The 19382-nt window shown below is 31.9% G+C and carries 12 protein-coding genes, 1 tRNA gene and 1 pseudogene; 9 read left to right on the top strand and 5 right to left on the bottom strand.

Features of this window, described 5'->3' with window-relative positions:
* The first annotated feature begins 225 nt into the window (after positions 1–225).
* The 4 genes from E7Z81_RS04535 to E7Z81_RS04520 all read left to right on the top strand — a co-directional run bounded on the left by E7Z81_RS04535 (position 226) and on the right by E7Z81_RS04520 (position 4781).
* Positions 226–3525, top strand: coding sequence for an Ig-like domain-containing protein (locus E7Z81_RS04535; protein WP_292744775.1), 3300 nt, complete (start codon positions 226–228; stop codon positions 3523–3525).
* Positions 3522–3668, top strand: a complete 147-nt coding sequence (locus tag E7Z81_RS04530; RefSeq protein WP_292744773.1) for a hypothetical protein — start codon at positions 3522–3524, stop codon at positions 3666–3668. Before E7Z81_RS04535 ends, E7Z81_RS04530 begins: the two co-directional genes overlap by 4 nt.
* 104 nt (positions 3669–3772) lie before the next feature.
* Positions 3773–4330, top strand: coding sequence for a 50S ribosomal protein L15e (locus E7Z81_RS04525; RefSeq protein ID WP_292744771.1), 558 nt, complete (start codon positions 3773–3775; stop codon positions 4328–4330).
* 28 nt (positions 4331–4358) lie between these two features.
* A complete protein-coding gene (locus E7Z81_RS04520) occupies positions 4359–4781 on the top strand; it encodes an RNA-binding protein (RefSeq protein WP_292744769.1) in 423 nt (140 codons plus the stop codon).
* Positions 4782–4866: 85 nt separating this feature from the next.
* Here the strand turns inward: E7Z81_RS04520 and E7Z81_RS04515 are convergent, their stop codons facing one another.
* Positions 4867–5511: a 4'-phosphopantetheinyl transferase superfamily protein gene (locus E7Z81_RS04515; RefSeq protein ID WP_292744767.1), complete on the bottom strand. Its 645-nt coding sequence runs from the start codon at positions 5509–5511 to the stop codon at positions 4867–4869.
* Between the two features lie 205 nt (positions 5512–5716).
* Here E7Z81_RS04515 and E7Z81_RS04510 point away from each other — a divergent pair, with 205 nt between their 5' ends.
* A complete protein-coding gene (locus E7Z81_RS04510) occupies positions 5717–6088 on the top strand; it encodes a hypothetical protein (RefSeq protein WP_292744765.1) in 372 nt (123 codons plus the stop codon).
* Between the two features lie 5 nt (positions 6089–6093).
* Here E7Z81_RS04510 and E7Z81_RS04505 read toward each other — a convergent pair whose 3' ends face one another.
* From E7Z81_RS04505 to E7Z81_RS04495, 3 genes are all read right to left on the bottom strand, one after another.
* Positions 6094–6312, bottom strand: a complete 219-nt coding sequence (locus E7Z81_RS04505; RefSeq protein WP_292744763.1) for a PRC-barrel domain-containing protein — start codon at positions 6310–6312, stop codon at positions 6094–6096.
* 116 nt (positions 6313–6428) lie between these two features.
* Positions 6429–7820, bottom strand: a complete 1392-nt coding sequence (locus E7Z81_RS04500; protein ID WP_292744761.1) for an MFS transporter — start codon at positions 7818–7820, stop codon at positions 6429–6431.
* Between the two features lie 160 nt (positions 7821–7980).
* Positions 7981–8054 (bottom strand) — tRNA-Lys (locus E7Z81_RS04495).
* A 454-nt stretch (positions 8055–8508) separates the two neighbouring features.
* On the opposite strand from E7Z81_RS04495, the gene E7Z81_RS04490 reads away from it, so the two are divergent.
* The 3 genes and pseudogenes from E7Z81_RS04490 to E7Z81_RS04480 all read left to right on the top strand — a co-directional run bounded on the left by E7Z81_RS04490 (position 8509) and on the right by E7Z81_RS04480 (position 11142).
* Positions 8509–8928: a hypothetical protein gene (locus E7Z81_RS04490; RefSeq protein WP_292744759.1), complete on the top strand. Its 420-nt coding sequence runs from the start codon at positions 8509–8511 to the stop codon at positions 8926–8928.
* Positions 8929–9410: 482 nt separating this feature from the next.
* Positions 9411–10616, top strand: a pseudogene (locus tag E7Z81_RS04485) (hypothetical protein).
* 94 nt (positions 10617–10710) lie between these two features.
* The gene (locus E7Z81_RS04480; RefSeq protein ID WP_292744757.1) at positions 10711–11142 is read left to right on the top strand and encodes a hypothetical protein; all 432 of its coding nucleotides are present in this window, start codon (positions 10711–10713) and stop codon (positions 11140–11142) included.
* 34 nt (positions 11143–11176) lie between these two features.
* Here the strand turns inward: E7Z81_RS04480 and E7Z81_RS04475 are convergent, their stop codons facing one another.
* A complete protein-coding gene (locus tag E7Z81_RS04475; RefSeq protein WP_292740606.1) occupies positions 11177–11476 on the bottom strand; it encodes an STAS domain-containing protein in 300 nt (99 codons plus the stop codon).
* 83 nt (positions 11477–11559) lie between these two features.
* Here E7Z81_RS04475 and E7Z81_RS04470 point away from each other — a divergent pair, with 83 nt between their 5' ends.
* Positions 11560–19377 carry a non-ribosomal peptide synthetase gene (locus tag E7Z81_RS04470; RefSeq protein ID WP_292744755.1) on the top strand — a complete coding sequence of 2606 codons (7818 nt, stop codon included), beginning with the start codon at positions 11560–11562 and terminating at the stop codon, positions 19375–19377.
* Positions 19378–19382: the final 5 nt, after the last annotated feature.

Below are 19382 nucleotides of genomic sequence, written 5' to 3'. Positions count from 1 at the left end.
TCGCAAAGATTTTCCAACTTCAAATTTGTATATTATAATTAATTTGGAGATATTGAATTTCTATTCTTCTAATTGAATTTAATTATTTAAAATAAAACTTTAAAATTAATTAAACAAGATGTTGGCAAATTTATGTTAATTTTTAATTCAAAAACATTTAGTTAAATTAATTAATTCAATATTGAAATAAATAATATTAACATATACTGTAGGTGTTGAGTTTATTTGAAATTTAATAAATTTTTAATGGTTATTGTCTTAATAACTTTCCTTTCAATTGGTGCTGTTAATGCGGAGGATAACATGACTCAAAATGATTCTGGAATAAATATGGATAATTCCTCTGAAATTTTGGACAGTCAGGATATGTCCATACCTGAAAACGGCACACCCGATGAAAATTATAAAGATTGTACCTATGATAACAGATATTATTTATTCAGAGGGGATTGCTGGTCTGTCAATCATAATTTTGAATCAAGTGCGGCAGTTACCAGCAAAACACTGTCTGATTTAACTGTAACAGGCACTTTTAGAACTCAGAATGATATGGTGGGATTATACTGGAATTCACAGGATCCTATTCAGCATCCATATATTAGCTACGGAACTAAAAGTGATTATTCAGATGTAATACTGGAATTTGATTATGAAATGGAAGGGTGCATGGATTTCTCAAATGATGCTATAAACATTATTATTCAAGCAAACAGCGGTGAAACCTACTACATTCCAATGAACCAGTTCATCGAGAACAATCATTTAACACTGGATTTCAATAACATCACATTACTTCCTGGCAGTTTCTTTTCTGATAAAGACGGACAGCCGGTAACAGTCGGACAAAAAACAAAACTCAACGTAACTGACTTGAAATATGTCATGCTCATGATATTGCCTGATAATTTTGTTGAAAACAACGCCCAACATACAATTATTGAAAATTCAGATTTCAAATGCGAAATTTACAATATCACTGTTGCCAACGGGGAAATTTGCTATGAACAGTTCCCATTGGAATCTCATCAATACAGGCTTTGTGAGGGGTATGATGATATCTGTAATTTAAATCCGCTCAGGATATCTAAGGAAATGAGAAAATTGGGATATGCTGATTGGGTTGACCTATACATCGGAGCTTCATATTTCTATGAGAAAAGCGGTGTTGCATGTGATGTAATTGATGATATGGCATTTACCCATAACAGAACTGAAAAAATGATTTTGAATAAAGATGTGCCTTTGAATACTGCATTCAAATCATGGCTGGATTGCTATTCACGTGAGGTGAAAAACAATGGCGTAACCAATCTGATTATCAGCGTTTCAATGGAAAATCTCCAATGCCCTCAAAGCTGGAGGCAAATGGATTCCAATGGTAATTTTGCAATGACAGGCTGGGAACCGTCTACATTTATTTGCAGCCCATGCAATGAAGAATTTGTCTTATATATGCAGAATGTATGTGAATCCTGTTTGGATATAGTTTCACAAAATGGTCTTAAGCCTATTTTACAGATGGGCGAAACCTGGTGGTGGTGGACTGAAAGCAGTTTGTCAAATCAATCCCCTTGTTTTTATGACAATTCCACTAAAGACAGATATCTGTCTGAACAGGGTAGTGACCTGCCAGTATATGATAATGTATGGAACAGTGAATACGATGAGGATGTAATTTCCTGGCTGAACCAGCAGCTGGTCAGCTATAGCGATGCTCTTCGTGAAGTTGTAAAAGGGGATAAGTATGATGACGGATTGTATATGGCATTATTCTTCACTCCAAGTGTTGTTGACACCGACAGGGTTCCACCAATGATGAGGGATGCCAATTATATTAAAGACGCTTATTCTCCAGACAAACTGGATGTTCTTCAGATTGAAGATTATGACTGGGTTATCTTTGAAAATTCTCACCATAATGAATCATACTCAATAGGTCAGGATTTGGGATTCGATGAAAATAGTCTGCATTATTTCGGAGGTTTTGTCCAGAATCCTGGCGATGCTGACAAATACTGGGAATTGATAAAAGATTCAATGGATGATGCTTTTGAAAATAATTTCGGGCAAGTCTTTGTCTGGGCAGGCTCACAGGTTCGAAGGGATAATAAAATCTTCGGACATGATGAACAGGAGCTATTGGGCAACTTGTCTTCAACAACACTCACTGCTCCGGCTTTTGCAAGTGTTGGCGAAAAATTCACAATAACAATTCATACAAACAAATGGGTAAATGGTGTTTTCAATATTTATGATTTTAATGAGGGCATAAAAGGAAAGCTGCTGGCTTCAAGTTTGTTAACAAATGGATATTCATCAATTGTAATGTCAACTGCCAATGTTGGTTTGAACAGAGTTTATCTTGATTTTAACTGTACCGGAGGGGAATACCATTTGATTCAGGAGATTCGGATTATAGAAAACTCACCCAATATCTCTGCTGATATTCCTAAAGAGACAGAAACCGGATCAGATTTGAATATTTCATTCAATGGTCTTAAAAATTCATCTGGATTCCTGCATATTTCTATTGATGGAAACGATTATGGTCAGTATATGGTTGAAAACGGGGAATTTACAAAGACATTATCAGATTTACCTGCAGGTTATCACAGTATTTCACTTAAATACACTGATGAAGAATTGACAGATGAAGTTTATTCCAATACTTTTGTAGTTAATGTAGGTGCCAAAACAGATATTGCCGTCAGTAATCTAACCACTTTTTATAATTCCGGTGAAAATCTCACTATGACTTTAAAGGACATCAGCGGCAATCCTTTAAATGGGAAAAATATTTTAATTAATCTATTCGGATTTAACTATACTGTAACTACAGATGAATATGGTCAGGCTACATTAGAAATTGACTTGCCTGTAGGCAATTACACTGCGGAAATGATGTTTGAGGGAGATAATGCTTATCTATCATCATATGCTGTTGCCGATATAATTGTGGATAGGGCTGAACCGTTTCTGACTGCAGGCAATATTAATGTTGTTTATGGAAATAACGCCAATTTAGTCGCAACTCTTAAGGATATTGGAGGCAACATTTTGGCCTCCCGTAATGTCATTATTAATTTAAACAATAAAATTTACAACAAATCAACAGATGCAAAAGGCCAAATCAGATTGTCCATAGGATTACCTGCTAAACAGTATAGTGCAAAAATCAGCTTTGCAGGTGATTCCAATTATCAGTCTGCTTTCAAAACGGTTAAAATCATTGTTAAAAAGGCAACACCAAAATTCACTGCAAAAAACAAGTCTTTTAAAGTCAAAACCAAAATTAAAAAATACACTGTTCTTTTGAAAAATAATAAGAATAAAGTGATGAAAAAGGTAAAAGTCTCTATTAAAGTTAAAGGTAAAACATATAAGGCAACAACCAATTCCAAAGGCAAAGCCACCTTTAAAATTACCAAATTAAATAAGAAAGGCAAATACATAGCTGTCGTAAAATATTCCGGAAGTTCAAACTACAATTCAGTAATTAAAAAAATCAGGATAACCATTAGATGAGTGATTTGATTTGTTATTTGCTGCAATGCTCTAAAGTCCGTGAAGTTACAATTTCCATAACTTCTGTTGAAAACTTATTCGAGTTTGAAAATCAGATTTCCTTCAATAATGCCTCAAATATCGATACTTTTATAAATACATAAAACAAATATTTGATTACTGTTATTTTTTAACAGTCTAAAAATACTTTTTTTGGGATAAGTTCCCATATGGATGTGGCCTTCGTGGCTGAACAAAAGGTGTTATTATGTATAAATATATTAGAGACGCATGGAAAAACCCAGATGAGTCCTACGTACGTGAACTCATGTGGCAAAGAGCTCCTAAATGGAATAAACAAGGAGCAGTTCAAAGAATTGACAGACCTACCAGACTCGACAGAGCTAGAAGTTTAGGTTACAGAGCTAAAAAAGGTTTCGTTGTAGTAAGAGCCAGAGTAAGACGTGGTGGAAGAAGGAAAACCCGTCATTTCAATGGTCGTAAACCTAAAAGAATGGGTGTAAACAAAATTACCCAAGCTAAATCAATTCAAAGAATTGCTGAAGAACGTGTAGCTAAAAAATACCCTAACATGGAAGTATTAAACTCTTACTGGGTATGGTCTACAGGAAAACATAAATATTACGAAGTAATTTTAGTAGATCCACAAAGTCCTTCTATCATTAACGATAAAAAAATCAATTGGATTTGCTCCAAAAAACACACTAACAGAGCTCTCAGAGGCTTAACTAGTGCTGGTAACAAAGGACGTGGAATCAAATCTAAAGGAAAAGGCTCAGAACAAGCTAGAAGAAGAAAAATCTAATTTTTCTTCATTCCTTTTTTTGATTAAAATGATTCATAATATTAAATTTAGAGCTTTCGTTTATGAAGATGAAAGTGTTGATGAAATTTCACAAGCTATTTTAAATATTCTTCCTGAAGCCGAAATCGAAGCTGAAGAGGCTGAGGGATTACTTGAAGATAAGATTATAATTTTATCAGGTGTAGTATCCAAAAAGAGATACACAAAGACTTTTTTTAACACACTTTTAGAGTGGACAGATTTGGATAAATTAAATGATGATTTAGAGCGCAAGATGGATGAAAAAGGTAACTGGTTTTTAAGGTTTGACAAACAGGACGCTCTTGATGAAAAATGGACAATTCTTGATAAAGGCGATTCAGTTCATCTTAAAGTAAAAATTGCAGCTTTTCCTGCTAAAAAACAGATTGCAGTGGATAAAGTCCGCCAGGCCATAAACGATTCAAATTAGATTTGAAGATATGGGTCAAGCAGATATCTCAGTGTTAATGTAACTGTCAGTCATGTTTTAGTAAAAAATAGTTTACATTCAAAAATCATCTTTTTTGATTGACTAATTCTTCAGGACTGTATTCGAAATACTGATTGACATTATATTTTGAGCAAACGGCTAATTTGTAATTATCAACATCGAATAGACTAAATTTGAGATTGTTTTCATCATCTTTAAGTCTAATCTCATCGCCGATAATTATCTCAAAGCTATCCAGGTCCAGCTGAAATCCCAGTCCGGTGTATTTCATGTAGCTTTCCTTTAAAACCCAATAATTGAAAAATTCATCTGAAGGGGTTTTTGAATTCATTATGCTTTTGTATTCGCTATTGTAGAAGTAGTTTTTAGCTATATCCAAATCAATTTCAGGGTCATTATATTCAACGTCAATCCCAACTTCCCTGTCTGATATTGCACAGGAAACTATCCTGCCGGAGTGACTTAAATTAAAATAGACATCTTCAAAGTTTGATATGTATGCCTTTCCGTATTCCTGGACTTTGAAGATTGGATCGGTTACATTTTTTTCTTTCAGCAACTTATCCAATAATAAATATGCACCTGCACTAAGCTTTTTGTCTTTATCAAACCTAAAACTGTCAAATTTATGTTTTCTGTTTGGAGGTAAAAGTTCATATGCCTCATGCAAATTTAAATTGCTAACATCACAATAAGCTATTTTAATCATGTTCAATCACTAAATCTGTACTTAATAATTGTCTGTAAGTAATTAAATATAAATTTATTTAACTGCTAGTAATTCATCTTAAAATTAATGTTGAGCCATTTTTTTCTGCTGAAAAGCAGATTGATGTAGACAATGTCCTGATGCAATCTGGCAAAAAGTTAACTTTATTTTAGTTTTCATCCAATATAGTATCAAAGGTGATAAAATGGAGAGGAAAAGTTATTATCTGATAATTTTACTTGTTGCGCTTGTGATTTGCATGGGTGTGTTCTGGTTCCAGTTCAACAATAATGTTTCAACATTCATGATTCTAAATCAAACTGAAGTGGCTGAAAACGGTTCATTTGCGGGCATGCTGATGGATGCTTACAGTTATGGTGTTCCAAATCAAACAATTTCCATTCAAACACCGGATCATAAGATTATTAATGTAACTACTAATGAAAATGGTGAATTTAAGGTATCCAATGCTGAGTATGGTTCGGGTGATGTAAGATGTTACAGTAATTTCACATTTGCAGGAAATGGCAAATACCAGCCATGCACTTATGAAGGGAATGTTTCAGTAACCAGATAACATTCCTATTCAACGGCTATGTCTATGAAAACATATTCTCCTATTGTGGTAACATGTTCAAATTCCACAATGATTTTTCCCTGACTGCGGATATTTGTTTTCAAATCAATTAAAACGCTATTGATTTGTCCTGTTTTTGTATTCAAATCCATATCTTCTATTTTTCCTATTTTTTCAGCTCTTTTATCAATTACGTTTTTTCCAATTATGCTTTTAATATTCATGTATTGAATATTTGTAAATTAATCAGATATATACTTATTCTGTTTAAATTATTTAATGTCTGATGGTATTTTCAGTTTACATACGTTTAGTTATTAATATCAGGAGTTAAAGTGTTTTAACTTGAGTTTTCAATTTTTTCCTTATCATCAATAAATAGGACAGTCAAAATAAGCATGATGACATGTAAAATAAGCAGAATCAGTGAGGTCTGATTGAATCCTGTAACTGAAGCGGAGTTATGGCCTATGGCACCTCCCGCCAAAATGGCCATTACAACAACTGCCATTGATGAGCCTATTGCTGCAAAGATTTGCCTTAATGTATTGTTGACTGCAGTTCCGTCCTCGACCTTATCTGATACCATTGTCAAGGTCCATGTTGTTGCAGGCATCAGCGCCAAACCTGCGCCGATAAAACGAATGGACTGGGTTATGGCCATAAATTCAAATGATGAATTCTGAGTATACATCATCATGGTTGCAAATCCTATTATTGAAATGACACATCCCATAATCATGACCTTTTTGATTCCAATTCTATTTGTAAGCAATGGACCTATAATATTAAATGCAATTATCAATAATCCTCCAGGCAAAAGCACTGAAGCTGAAAAGATTGCGGAATGATTACCTACTCCCTGCATGAATATCGGGAGAATCGCAGTGCATCCATTTAAGCATGCAAAGAGAATGCAAATGAATATTGTGCCTACTGAGAAATACTTGTTTTTAAGTATGGATAAGTTAATCAATGGTTTTTCCAATTTTGATTGACGATTTACAAATAGTATTAAAGTTACAATTCCTATGATTATCGGCAAAATTACAAGATAATGTGTAAATCCAAAATCTGCAACATTTGTAAAACCAAGCATTATGCCTGCACATCCAATTATTGATAATGCAACAGAGAGATAATCAAGAGGATAATCTTCTGTTGGAGCATTGTCCTTTACAAATATTGCTCCTAAACCCAAAAGAATTATTGTGGCTATTGTGAAAAATGAGAAAAGCGCTCTCCAGCCATAGACAGTTATGACAAATCCTCCTAAAAAGGAACCTATGACTGGAGCTATTGCAATTACCAAACCATATAATCCCATATAAGTCTGCCATTTTTCTTCAGGCGTAGTTCTAAGAAGCAAAATCTGAACATAGGGCATTATAACTCCGTTTCCAATTGCCTGAAGAATTCTGCCAATAATCAAAACAATCATGGAATTTGAAAAATAACAAATTATTGATCCAATGAGGAATACACTCAATGAAAAGAAGAATATTTTCCTTGCAGTGAATCTTCGTGATATATAGGCGCTTAATGGAATCATCACGCCTACTACGAGTAGAAATACTGAATATGACCATTGTGCTTGTGTTGATGAGACAGAAAAGTCACTCATCAAATAAACGACACCTGTTGTAATAATCGATTGGGCCACGGTTAATAGGCTTGTGGATATAATAAACAGGACTAATAGTTGCATTTTGTTGTCTAGTTTTATATTCATTTTTTCACTAAATTAGTTTCTATAATGGATATTATTTATAATTTAGTAATTTTTAAGAGCTTTAAAAAAAGAAAATTGAATAATAAATTAAGTATATTTTGATATCTCAAAGAAATAGTGTACTTAAGTAATTTAATCAATTTTTTTAAAAACAAAAAAACGGGCCCGACGGGGATTGAACCCGCGACAACAAGGTTAAGAGCCAAGTGCTCTGCCAGACTGAGCTACGGGCCCGAGTGAAAAATTTTTTACAAAAATTCAAATTAATGTTATATCATTTGGTATATTTAACTATTTTGTTTTTCATTGTTTGAAAACCATTGATGAAAATAATTATTACCAAAAAATTAGGAAATAGTCCTATCCGGAGTCGAACCGGAGTCACAAGTTCCAGAGACTCGTATGATTGCCATTACACCATAGGACTATAAATTGCATTAATTTTAGAATTCACTTATAAAAAATATTATAAATTTAGAATCCTATTTATTTGTATATTATTTCATAGATATAAAATTTTTCTATTTTTTTGAAATTTAATATTATGCTCCTGTTTCTTTAGGAAAAATTTGATGAAAATTTGGTGTATTTAATTTAATCAAATAATTTATACTAAGTTAAATATAATATTATATGGTGGTAAAATGTTAAAAAAATGATATGCATCTTATTATTTGGTTTTCTAATAATGGGTGCTGTTAGTGCAGCGGATTTTAAAATTAATGATGGTTTTAATGAAGTAACCGAGTATTATTCTGTTAATGAAGAAAATGGAATGTATTTGTGCACATGGGATTATGATGATGAAGCTGTTCAAGAAAGTTATTTTCAAAACAGCACTGAGTATAAGATAGTTCCTGGTGACAATAATACTTTTAACACTACATACATGAGTCATGGAACATTAAATGCGACCTTGACCTTTGCGTCTGGAGGAAATGTTAGTTTAGATTATGGATGTTTAGAAGTTGTTAAAGTGGACGGGGTTAAATACGTTATTTATACTCATATTGAAGATGGAAGTGAGGCTGATTGGCAGTTATGCCATGATGAATTAATGAAATTTAATGAGAATAATAATTTGAAACCTTTAGCTGATGCCATATAATATCGAATGATTTTGTAAGACATTGAATTTTTAATAGTGAAAAATAGCTATTTATATATAATTTAAAAATGAAATTATAAATTAATTATAATTTGGAGAGAGTTATATGAAAACTCATATGATAGTTGTATAACTTTACTCTCTCTACACTACTTTTTTTAGAAATCATGATAATTAAAAATTTTCGCCTATAATGGGAGAAACTGGAGATGGTGGAAATACAAATCCTGAACATGTACTATAATCACTGACACAACTTGAACCAACTAATGATACAAAGATACCCTTTTATAAAGTCAATTATATTCATGTAATTTGTTCCATTTTTTGAGTCTGTAAAATTTTATAGGCTTATTTTATTTTAAATTTTTTACAGTTGAAATTTCACTTCGATGAAAATTCATTCTAATTTTTCTTTAATTTTAATATAAATGATTTAAAAATAGTAAATTACTTAAATAAGTGAGGACAAATAATAATTTATGACCAAACAAATTTTAAATGTCCTCAATAGTAATATAGACTTCATACAACTTAAACTTTTTGATTTTTCTGATGAAAAAATTGATCAAGAAAAAATCATTTCAGAAAGATTAAATAAAAGCTCAAAAATTGAAAATACAAATCAGAAACTATTTTTAGATGAAAATAATACTTTTAAATATGATAATCTAATTTGTCCAGTTTGTGGAAGCCATAAAATCATCAAAAAAGGCACAATAACAAAAAAGAAACAAAATATCAATGGTAACACAACATAATTCAAAGAACAGCAATATCAATGCAAAAAATGTGGAAAAAATTTGGAATATCCAACAATCCATTAATTGGAGACAATAAACAATTTTTACAAGAAATAATGGATAAAATTCCAGGAATAATGAAAATAGGATATCAATCCCTTCGTAAAATAAGCCAATACTTCGAAATATTCCTTGGAATCAGAATATCTCATCAAACAATCAAGAACTGGGCCAACAGAAATCACGAAGAAACTATTAACAATGAAAAATTTGAATATTCTGGCTATTATTTATATGATGAGCAATTTTTAAGACTTAATGGAGTTAGACATTACAGATTGACGTTATTTGATGCAATATTCAATATTCCAGTCTCAGAAAGAATTGTACGTCGCAGAATACCGAAAAATACAAAAAAAATTTATTTTAGATTCAACCGAAAATAAACCATTTATTTGCTTAACAACTGATTTATTCCCCATGTATCGTAATGTAGCAAACGAAATTAAGGTAAAACATCAATTATGCACATTTCATTTGTTCCAAACAATAAATCATAAATTAAAAGTCCATTGCAGAAAAAATAAGATTAATGGAAAGAAAAGAGACCATATTTACGAAAATGCACAAGAATTAAAAAATTGTTTCAGACAAAACTCAAAACAAGAAGCAATAGAACAATTTAAACAATATTTACAAAATTATACAGCCATATCAGTTGTTTTAAAAGATTTCATAAGAAAACACATCATAAATCACTTCCACAGATACGTAGAACATCTTGATGATGAAAATATAGAAAAAACATCGAACAAAGTCGAAAACTACTACAGACAAACCAATCCAGAAAAAATAAAGAAATTATACAAGACCAAAAACGGAATTCTAACATTTTTAGACTATCAAATGATAAATTGGACAGAAAAACACCTAAAAATCAAATAAGCCTATAAAATTTTACAGACTCAAAATGTTAAAAAATTACAAATGGCTTTTGATTTACATCATATGCTTTTTAATATCTTGGGTATTGAGGTATGTGCTTGAAGTATTAGGTTTGATAGAACCTGGATTTGTGTTATATTCATTTGATTGTTATTTATCTCCATTATATTTCATTGGAGGAATTGCATTATTCTGTTTCTTTAAAAAGATGAATATTACTAAATCATTTATCATATCTCTTGTCAAATTCTTTACTCCAGTTTGTTTTGGAGTTTATCTTATTCACGATAACATGGCTCTTGCATATTTCTTCTTTGATGGCAAATTTGAATTTATAGCTCAATTTGATCCAATTTCATTGTTTATAAGTGTAATTGTTCTTGGAATAGGAATATTTGTTGTTTGTGCTTTAATCGATTGGATAAGAGAATTATTATTCAGAAAATTAAAAGTTAAAGAGAGATTTGGAAAATTTGAAGAGAATGTGTACTTGAAATTTGATAATTATTTGAATTCAAATAGTTAAATGATGCATATCATTTCTATCTAATTGGCTGAATTCACTCTATATTCAAAATTTTATCAAACCCAGACATTCTGAATATTTCTCCCACAGATTCATTAACATTTTTAATGATGAACGGAATATTGTCTGGTTTTAATTTCTTTTGAGTTGCAATCAGAACTCTGAGACCTGCACTTGAAATGTATTCCATATTGGTAAAATCCATAATTAATGAATCAAATTTTCCCATTTCATTTTTAATTTCATTGTCAAGGTCTTGTGAAGTAATTGTATCTATACGCCCTTCAACAGAAATTGTTAATTCTTGTCCATTGTAATCTTTATTAATATTCATAGTAATTTATTTGTTCAGATTAAATTTTAAATATTTTGTTTTACATAATTTTAGTATAGTTAAATTTTTTTAGGTGAATAAATATGAATTTCTTTAAATTATCCTCAGCTCAGAAAATGCTTTTATTTTCAGAGATAAATAATCCTAATAATGATTCATTTTATCTTAAATTTAGAAAAGATTATGATTTGGAGGATTTGGAGTATGTTAAAAAAGCAATTAAAATAATATCTGCCCAATATTTGAATTTACAAATTAAAAATGATGATACAGGTAATTTCAAGCAGTATTATATAGATATTGATGTAAATATTGATTCATTTGATGTTTCAAATGAAAACCTAAATGATTTTATAAAAGATTATCTTGATAAACCTTTTGATGATGTATTTGACTCTCCGTTATATAAATGGGCAGTTTTAAAAACAGAATCTTCCGCTGTTTTGATAGGTGTTGTCCAGCATATTTTGCTTGATGGGACTTCTTTATTTTCAATTATTCCTCATGAAATGGATAAGTGCATCGAATCTATTAAAAACAATAGTGAATATGTCCCAATTGATTATTCCTATGAAACTTATGTTGATGAAGAATTAAAATATTTAAAATCTGATGAAGCAAAAAGTGATAAAAAATACTGGTTAAATACTTTAAAGGATTATTCCGGAGACTGGTATTCATTTGATAATTCGGAACTTGGGTATTTTGAAGTTCTTTTAGATCAGACTTCAGATTTTAATTATTCACCATTTGTAACATCTCTTGCATTAACCTTCTTGTATTTGGCAAAATTAAAACGTGGCAATAATTTATTCAAAGATCTGGTTTTAAACACTTCAGTCCATGGCAGATACTTTGGACAAGATGATGCACTGGGAATGTTTGTAAACACTATTCCATTAAGATTAACCTATGATGAATATTTAACATTTGATGATTTGCTTGCATACTCTAAAAGCGTTTTAAAAGAGGGTTTGGCTCATGCGAAACTGCAGTTCAGCGAGTACACAACTGATTTGAGAAATGCAGGAATTGATCCTGATTGTATTTCTACTATTTCCATCGTGTCAAATTCTACAAATCATGATTCTAAATTCCTGACATATCAAAAGGACATTAAATTCCCGCTTCACTTCAGAATAAATAAAAATTTCTCCGATAAAAATGGTTTGCATTCTATTTTCATTGAATATGATAAAGCATGTTTCCATAAAAGTGAAATCGAATCAATCGGTCAAGGTTTAAAAGATCTATTAAAAGAGGTTAGCATAGATTCATCAAAAAAATGTCGGGATTACAATGTGGATGAAGTGGAATTTTTCAGGGCAGAAAATTATTATAATAATCTGATAAATTCATTTGATAATCCAACATCAATTTCACCGGATGTTAGTGGTGATAAGGTTAAATTTACACAGATTTCTAAAGCAATTGATGAGGATAAGTTACAAAATTTGTCTAACCAGTATAAACTGCCTAAGGAAAAGCTATTGCTCGCAGTTTTCCTATATGATTTAACCAAATTTTCATTTTCAAAAGATATTTTAATTGCTTATAATCGTGTTGCTGCAGGATATCATTTTGACACTGATTTAAGCGTTGAAGAATACTTAAATGATTTTAAAAATTCATTTAAAGAATTCAATAAATATCCCCTTTTAAACAATCAGAAATTAAACTTTGAAAGTGAAATATTATTTTTCATTGATGAATTTGACACTAAAGACTACAAACTTGTCTTTAATTATGAAAGTGGAAAAATCAATATCAGTTATGACGAATCATTCTATTCAAAAGAATTAATGGACGTATTTTTGGAGTCCATTGATGTATTATTGGATAAATTTACCATAAATGAGACATTACTTAATTCTATTTCAATAAGACGTGAAATTGAACTTGATGAGGACTTTGAAATTAATCTGGCTAATGAAGGCGTAATAAATAATATATTTGAAAAGATATCTTTAGAAAATCCGGATAAAACAATACTTTATACAGAGGATGGCGAGTTAACATATGATGAATTAAACAGAAAAGCAAATAAAATAGCCAACAGTTTAATTAAAAATGGGGTTGAAGTTGAAGATAAAGTAATGTTTATGATGAGGAGAAACAGTGATTTGATAGCGGCTGTTTTAGGTATTGTCAAAGCGGGTGCCGCATTTATTCCGATTGATCCGAACTATCCGAAAAACAGGATTGACCAGATATTGGAAGACAGCGATTCAAAATTTGTCATTACTTCTGAGGATATCGAATACGATGGTGAAAACAGATTTGATGTTGGAAAATTACTTGAAGAAAGCGATGATTCAAATCCGAATGTAGAATTAACTCCTGACAATTTATGTTTCTTAATTTATACTTCAGGGTCAACCGGAAAACCTAAGGGGGTAATGATTACTCATAGGGGAATATCAAACTATATTGCCAATGTGGATGAAAATGTTCCGATTTATGAGCTCAACCGTAAATGTGATAAGTTCATATCAATTTCAACAGTGTCATTCATTGTATTTTTAAGGGAGATATTCGGTACAATTTTAAACGGTTTGCCGGTGGTATTTGCAAATGATGAGGAGGCTATTGACCCATTACAATTAGTGGAACTGTTTAAAAAGACTGATGCGGATGGTTTTGGCTCAACACCGACAAGACTGCTTGAATACTTGCAGCTTGAAGAAATTCAGAATGTTGTTGGCGGATGTAAAGTAATTATTGTAGGTGGTGAAGGATTCCCTCCAGTTCTCTATGATAGATTGTCAAAATACACTAAAGCAGATATCTACAATTCATATGGTCCGACAGAAGTTACAATAGCATCACATTACAAATTAATTGACTCTTCTGAAGTAACTGCTGGTTGGAAAATGCTTAATGTAGTTGATAAAATTATGGATATTGATGGAAATCAGCTGCCTGCTTATGTTTCCGGTGAAATATATGTTGGTGGTGCCGGAATTGCAAGAGGATATCTGAATAATCCTGAACAGACCGAAAAGGTGTTCATGGAGTTAAACAACATTCCATATTATAACACTGGTGATTTGGGTAAAAAGGATTCAAAAGGCGAACTGTATGTTGCAGGACGTAACGATACTCAGATTAAACTCAGAGGATTGAGAATTGAGTTATCTGAAATCGAAAGTGTAATAGCAAACTATGAAGGCATTGCATTGTCAAAGGTTGTTGTTAAAAAACTTAACAGTATTGAACACCTTTGCGCATACTTTACTGCAACTTCACAAATTAATTTGGATGATTTAAAACAGCATTTAATCGATTCACTTCCGAAGTATATGGTGCCGTCTTATTTAATACAATTGGACGCTTTTCCAAAAACTCCAAATGGAAAAACTGACTTCAAAAACTTGCCGGATCCTGAAATAAATCTAGATGATTTTATTAAACCGAGAAATGATATTGAAAAAGAACTGTTTGACATTGTCTCAGATATTTTGGGAATGGATGAATTTGGTGTTAATACTGATTTATTCAGCATTGGTTTAACTTCTTTGACAGTTATCCAGCTGACCTCTGCAATATATTCCAAATTAAATGCCCAATTGAATGTTACTGAAATTCTTAAATACAAAACTATTGAAAAAATAGCTTCTGAAATTAAAATTGAAGATGATGAATCGCAGGATATTAAAGAACTTTATCCTTTAACTCCAAATCAACTTGGAGTTTACTTTGACTGCATTAAAAATCTGGATAACACTGCATATAACCTTCCGAAGAAAATGGAATTTAGTGAAGGAATTGATGTTGGCAAACTTAAATCATCAATCATTAAAGCTATTGAAAATCATCCGTATCTCAAAACAAGAATAATAATGGATAACGGTGAAGTATATCAGCAAAGAAGGGATGATTTAAAAATTGATGATATGATTGAAGTTGTTGATGAAGCTGATGTTGATGAGTTTGTAAAACCATTCAAACTGGATGAGGGTCCATTATTCAGATTTAAGATAGTTGGAAACTCAATGCTTTTAGCTGATTTCCACCACATTATTGTTGATGGAACCTCTTTAAACATTTTATTTGATGAAATCTCAAAAATCTATGATGGAAAAGATTATGAGATTGAAGAGCTTGACGGATTTGAATATTGCTTAAATGAGATTAAAACACGCCAATCCGGTTTATATGAGGAGGCAAAATTATTCTTCAATAACAGAGTCAAAGAGTTTGATGATGTAACATTAATTCCACAGGACATTAACGGCGATGAATCACAAGGTAAAGTCGCAATGAATGATATTTTCCTTGAAAAAACCAGTATTGATGAGTTCTGTTCAAAAGCAAATATCTCTCAGAACAATTTGTTCCTGGCAGCAACATCATTTGTTATAAATAAATTCGTATATAATCGTGATACATTAATAGCAACTATCACTAATGGTAGATTCAATCCAAATCAACAGAAAACATTGGCCATGATGGTTAAAACATTACCATTAGCATTGAAATTAAATTCTGATTCAACTCTTAAGGAATACTTTGAATATATAAATGGGGAATGGCTGAATGTATTGACATATTCCGCATATCCTTTAACTGAAATTTCAAATGAATTTGATATTGCTCCTGAAATATTATATGCTTATCATGGAAAAATCATTGAAGACATTGAAATCGGTGGAATGAAAGTTGAAAGACAGTCTATTGATTATGAAGGACTGAAATTCAAAGTCAACATTAATGTTGTGGAAGTTGATGGTCAATACAGAATTTTCTGCGAATATAATGATCAGTTATACTCTGAAACTTTAATCAGCACTTTCCTTGAATCAATTAAAATAGTTTTAAACAAATTCCAGACATTTGATGAAAGCACATTGATGAAAGATATTTCAATCATTGAAAACGATGACTGGGGTGTCGATGATTTGGCATATGATGATGTTCCTGAAGACAGATTAAATAAAATATTTGAAAATCAGGTTGAAATGCATCCTGACAGAGTAATATTATATGCCACTGACGGGGAATTTACATATGATGAACTAAATAAAAAAGCTAACAGAATTGCTCACAGCCTCATTAAAAGGGGTGTCGGTCCTGAAGACAGAATAATGTTTATATTAAATAGGGACAGTAATGTGGTTGCATCAATATTTGGTATTCTAAAATCCGGTGCAGCATTCATTCCGGTGGATTCAGAATATCCATCTGAAAGAATTGAGCATGTTTTAACAGACAGCGAATCCAAATTTATCATTGTGGATGATGTGATTGAGAAGAAAGGTATAGATTTAAGTGGATATGAAGATAATTTGCTTGATGTTAATGAACTGCTCAAAGAAAAAGACACTGCCAACCCTGATCCGGATGTGCATGCAAACAATATGGCATATCTCATTTACACTTCAGGTTCAACAGGACTTCCTAAAGGAGTAATCCTTGAACATGGAAACATTGCAAACTTTGTGTATCCTGACCCAAGGAATGTTTGTACTTATGAACTGGTTCATAATCTTGAAAAAGAAGATTATAAAGTATTGTCCACAACAACAGTTGCATTTGATGTATTCCAGCAGGAAATTATGGGATCACTTTTGAATGGTGTTCCAATGGTATTTGCTAATGATACTGAATATAAAGATCCAATTGAAATGATGGATTTAATCCACAGAACCGGTGCAAATGTTTACATTGCAACCCCATCAAGACTGCTTCAGTATCTTGAAATTGAAGCGATGCAGGAGACTATGTATGGATTTAAGGTATATATTCATGCTGGAGAACCTTTCTCTAAAAGATTATATGAGCTTCTCTCACAAAATTCCAATGGAAAATTCTTTAATATGTACGGGCCAACAGAAACAACTGTCTACTGTAACGGTGTTCAGCTTGAAAGCTCAGATATTCACATTGGAAAAGAATTATTCAACGTTCATGAAATGGTCATGGACTTTGACTCCAATCCATTGCCTCCAAATGTAATAGGGGAGTTATATATTGCAGGAAAAGGGGTTTCAAGAGAATACTTGAATCGTCCTGAGAAAAATGCTGAGGCATATGAAGTTATTAACGGAATAAGATTTTACCGTTCAGGAGATTTTGTTAAGGTCACTGAAGAAGGAGATTATTATGTATTCGGAAGAATGGATAATCAAATCAAACTCAGAGGTTTAAGAATAGAAATTGGGGAAATTGAAGTTGGACTTTCAAAATTCCCAGGAATCAAATCCGTTGCAGTTGTTGTTAGAAAAATCAAAGGCAATGACCATTTATGCGCCTACTTCACAGTTCATGATGAATACAGGGAGGAAAACCGTGGAGAAAACGAATACTCAATTAATATTGATGATTTAAAAGCTTCCCTTGCGGAAAAATTGGTATATTATATGGTTCCAACAGTTTATATGGAACTTGATGAAATGCCTCAAACAGCAAATGGTAAAACAGACCTCAGAAACTTACCTGAACCTGTTTTAATAACAGAATATGTGGCTCCTGAAAATGACATTGAAGCATTCTTTACAAACCTTTTTGGTGAAATCTTAGGACTTGATGAAGTAAGTGCTACAGATAATTTCTTTGAAATTGGTGGAACCTCACTTTTAGTGACCAAAATTACAATGGAGGCACTAAACAGAAACTATAATCTGAACTATGGGGATGTATTTTCAAATCCAACTCCAAGAGCATTGGCCGAATTGGTATTATCCGACCAGTCTGAAGAGAAAAAAGCTGAACTGTCATATGATTATTCCGATATTGATTCATTACTTAAGAAAAACACTCTTGAAAACTTACTTGATGGCGAAATTCAGGATAGTTTGGGAAATATTTTACTCACCGGAGCTACAGGATTTTTAGGAATTCATGTTCTTCATGAAATATTGGAAAATGAAACTGGTGATGTATACTGTTTCATAAGATCAAACAAAGTATTAAGCGGAGAGGAAAGATTAAAATCACTTCTCTTCTATTATTTCTCCAATGAATACGAAGAGCTTTTCAATGAGAGATTGCACATTATTGAAGGGGATATTACAAACTTTGAAGACTTTGAAAAACTTATTAATGTAAACATTGATACCATTGTCAATTGTGCAGCTAATGTGAAACACTTTTCATCTGGAACGGACATTGAGGACATTAACCTTGGTGGTGTTGTAAACGGGCTTAAGTTTGCTAAAATGAAAAATGCAAAATATGTTCAGGTTTCAACCTACAGTATTGCAGGTGAAAGTATTAACAATTATCCTCCTGTCGATGTTCCGTTCACAGAGCAGGACTTATTCATTGGTCAGGCTGTGGACAATCAGTATCTTAACTCCAAATTCCTCGCAGAAAGGGCAGTTCTTGAAGCTGCGGTAGAGAATGATTTGGATGTTAAAATCATGAGGGTTGGAAACCTGATGGCAAGAAGCTCTGACAGTGAATTCCAAATTAACTTTGAATCAAACGGATTCATTAACCGTTTAAAAGCATTTGTTACAATTGGAAAAATGTCTTACTCAATGATTATGGGCAATGTTGAATTTTCACCAATTGATATGACTGCAAAAGCAATTATTAGTCTGTCAAAAACTCCAAAGGATTGTACTGTATTCCATCCATATGATTATCACAGTATCAGTTTTGGAGATATAATTGAAATCATCAAACCTCTGGGATTGAATATTGAATATGTGGAGGAAGATGAATATCAAAAAGCATTGGATGATGCATTGGCCGATAAATCAAAACAAGAAGGAGTTTCAGGTTTAATTACTTCAATCGGTTCTGGTAAAGTTAAAAAAATCTGGCTTCCTGTATCAAATGATTATACCGTACAGGCATTGTATCGTTTGGGAATTAAATGGCCGTATGTGTCTGAAGAGTATGTCTATAACTTTGTGAAATATTTGGATGATCTGGACTTCTTTAGTATTTAAGGGGA

The sequence above is a fragment of the Methanobrevibacter sp. genome (assembly GCF_015062935.1).
GTDB lineage: Archaea > Methanobacteriota > Methanobacteria > Methanobacteriales > Methanobacteriaceae > Methanocatella.
The sequence above is the reverse complement of the archived record's forward strand: the minus strand, read 5'-3'. Positions and strand labels throughout refer to the sequence as shown.

Excerpts from the sequence above, each read along its gene's own strand:
- E7Z81_RS04530 (WP_292744773.1), top strand. The coding sequence starts at position 3,522 with ATGAGTGATTTGATTTGTTATTTGCTGCAATGCTCTAAAGTCCGTGAA.
- E7Z81_RS04525 (WP_292744771.1), top strand. The coding sequence starts at position 3,773 with ATGTATAAATATATTAGAGACGCATGGAAAAACCCAGATGAGTCCTAC.
- E7Z81_RS04520 (WP_292744769.1), top strand. The coding sequence starts at position 4,359 with ATGATTCATAATATTAAATTTAGAGCTTTCGTTTATGAAGATGAAAGT.
- E7Z81_RS04515 (WP_292744767.1), bottom strand. The coding sequence starts at position 5,511 with ATGATTAAAATAGCTTATTGTGATGTTAGCAATTTAAATTTGCATGAG.
- E7Z81_RS04510 (WP_292744765.1), top strand. The coding sequence starts at position 5,717 with ATGGAGAGGAAAAGTTATTATCTGATAATTTTACTTGTTGCGCTTGTG.
- E7Z81_RS04505 (WP_292744763.1), bottom strand. The coding sequence starts at position 6,312 with ATGAATATTAAAAGCATAATTGGAAAAAACGTAATTGATAAAAGAGCT.
- E7Z81_RS04500 (WP_292744761.1), bottom strand. The coding sequence starts at position 7,820 with ATGAATATAAAACTAGACAACAAAATGCAACTATTAGTCCTGTTTATT.
- E7Z81_RS04490 (WP_292744759.1), top strand. The coding sequence starts at position 8,509 with ATGGGTGCTGTTAGTGCAGCGGATTTTAAAATTAATGATGGTTTTAAT.
- E7Z81_RS04475 (WP_292740606.1), bottom strand. The coding sequence starts at position 11,476 with ATGAATATTAATAAAGATTACAATGGACAAGAATTAACAATTTCTGTT.
- E7Z81_RS04470 (WP_292744755.1), top strand. The coding sequence starts at position 11,560 with ATGAATTTCTTTAAATTATCCTCAGCTCAGAAAATGCTTTTATTTTCA.